This is a genomic window from Streptomyces synnematoformans, assembly GCF_039531005.1.
Taxonomy (GTDB): Bacteria; Actinomycetota; Actinomycetes; order Streptomycetales; family Streptomycetaceae; genus Streptomyces; species Streptomyces synnematoformans.
In genome coordinates, this window is sequence record NZ_BAAAPF010000568.1 from 1 (window position 1) to 2,263 (window position 2,263).

Annotated in this window: 2 protein-coding genes; one reads left to right on the top strand and one right to left on the bottom strand. The window is 73.1% G+C overall.

What is annotated here, in order from left to right; genetic code table 11:
* Window positions 1-117: 117 nt before the first annotated feature.
* Complete coding sequence (locus ABD317_RS36050; protein WP_344296128.1) at window positions 118-1,431, bottom strand: MFS transporter; 1,314 nt, start codon at window positions 1,429-1,431, stop codon at window positions 118-120.
* Between the two features lie 135 nt (window positions 1,432-1,566).
* On the opposite strand from ABD317_RS36050, the gene ABD317_RS36055 reads away from it, so the two are divergent.
* Window positions 1,567-2,145, top strand: a complete 579-nt coding sequence (locus ABD317_RS36055; RefSeq protein ID WP_344296130.1) for a MarR family winged helix-turn-helix transcriptional regulator — start codon at window positions 1,567-1,569, stop codon at window positions 2,143-2,145.
* Window positions 2,146-2,263: the final 118 nt, after the last annotated feature.

Consider the following 2,263-nt stretch of genomic DNA (forward strand, 5'->3'; position numbering starts at 1 on the left):
GGCGGGACCGGGGACGACGGTGGCGTAGACCCGGGCGGGGGGGATCCCCGTACCCCCCCCCCCCCCCACCCCCCGGGGCCCCCCCGCGCCGCCCCCCCCCGCGCGCGGACGCCCCCGCTACGCGGCCGGCACGGGCGCCGACGCCGCACCGGCCGCGGCCGGCTTGTGCGACGCCACCGGCACACTGACCGCGAGCCGCGGGCAGTCCTGCACCGGCGTCAGCCGCCGGCCCAGCCGCAGCCCCATCACGGTGATGCCCAGCGAGCACACGACGAGCATCGCGATGTACGCCCCGTACGCCCCGGCCCCCGCGAGCAACCCGCCGACCGCCGGCCCGATGGCCAGCGCCAGCTGCTTGACCAGCGCGAACACCGAGTTGTACTGCCCGATGAGCGAACTCGGCGCCAGGTCCGCCACCAGCGGCGCCACGGTCGGCGACAGCATCGCCTCGCCGACCCCGAAGAGCGCGTACGTGGAGATGATCGCCGCCGTCGCCATCGCCTGCCCGCCGGCGACCCACCCCGACGCACCGGCCACCAGCCAGGCGAGCGTCCATATGAGCCCGACCGCGGCGATGACCCGGCTGCGCCGCCGCCGCTCCACGAGCCGCAGCACGGCGAACTGCGCCACGACGATCACCGCGGTGTTCGCCGCCAGCGCCACCCCGAGCGTCGCCGGGGAGATCCCCGAGACCTCGACCGCGAACGCCGAGAGACCCGACTCGAACTGCCCGTAGCAGGCGAAGAACATCACGAAGCCCAGCACGCACAGCCATACCATCGCCCGGTCCGCGAGCAGCGTCCGCCACCGCCCCCGGGCCCCCTCGCCCGCCGGCACGCCGTCCGCGCCCCGCCGAACGGGCCGCGGCATCCGCGCCGTGGCGACCACGGCACCGAGCACCAGGAACATGGACGCCTCGATCGCGAAGAGCCGCACGAACGAGCCCGCGTGCTCCTCGTCCACGAGCAGCCCGCCCAGCAGACCGCCGACGCCCAGCCCGAGGTTGTTGAGGAAGAACTGCGTCGCGAACGCCCGCGACCGCGTCGCCGGCGTCGAACACCACACGATCATCGTCGCCAGCGCGGGCTGGATGACGGCTATCCCGGCCCCCATGACCAGCGTCGACGCGAGCACCAGCGGAGCCGTCGAGGCCAGCCCCAGGGACAGCGCCCCGGCCGCCGCGGCGACCGCACCGCCCAGCGCCACCGGCAGCGGCCCGCGCCGGTCGATGACCCGCCCGGTGAAGGGCAGCACCAGCAGCGCCGCCATGGCGAACCCGGCGAGCGCGACCCCCGCCGTGGTCGACCCCAGGTCCCGCACGCGCGCCACGTACAGAAACGTGTACGGCACCGTGAAGCCGTTGCCGAAGGCACTCAGCGCGTTGCCCACCTGGATGCGGCGAAGAGCCGCGGTGCCCGTCTCGCGTGTCACTGCTCACCACCCATACGCACGTGCGACCCGGCACCGCGAGCTACCGGGTCGAAGACTTCGATGCTAAAGTTCAGAGCTAAAGACTACACGACTGAGAACTTCGACGCGAACGAGAGAGGTGGAATACTGCGCACCATGTCCGACAGCGACGCCCCGGCCAGCAACCCCGAGCCGACGCCCACGCAGGAGCTGAGCCCGCTTGAGGAGCAGATCGCCCTCTACCAGCGGGAATTCCACGACCTCGACCCCCAGGTCGAGCAGATCGTCTCGGCCCTCAGCCGCCTCAACCGCCGCATGAACGTCGCCTACGGCCGCCACCTCTCCGACATCGGCATCAACGGCACCGAGTGGGAGGTGCTCAAGGCCCTCGTCCTCGACGGCGCCCCCTACCGGCTCGGCCCGGGCGACCTCGCCAAACGCCTCGGCCTCACCCCGGCCGCCATGACCCACCGCATCGACCGCATGGTCGCCGAGGGCCTGGTCACCCGCGAACGCGACGAGGCCAACCGCGTCCGCGTCATCGTCGGCATCACCGAGCTGGGCCGGGAGAAGTGGCTCGCGGGCATGCGCCTGGGCACGGAATGGGAGGAGGACCTGCTCCAGGACCTCACCCCGACCGAACGCACCCTGCTCGGCGAGCTGCTGACCCGACTCCTCCGCCGCGTCGAGGACGCCCAGCCCGACGCGAGCGGCCGGCTCTCCGACCTGGAGTAACCCCTGATCGCGCTTGACATGGGGCGGGTCGGTCCGTAAGGTTCTTCGGGTTGCCACGGGGCCGGTGAGGTTCCGGAGTGCGACGGTGGCCGCCTCTGGTGGGGCGGCTCCTGCCATC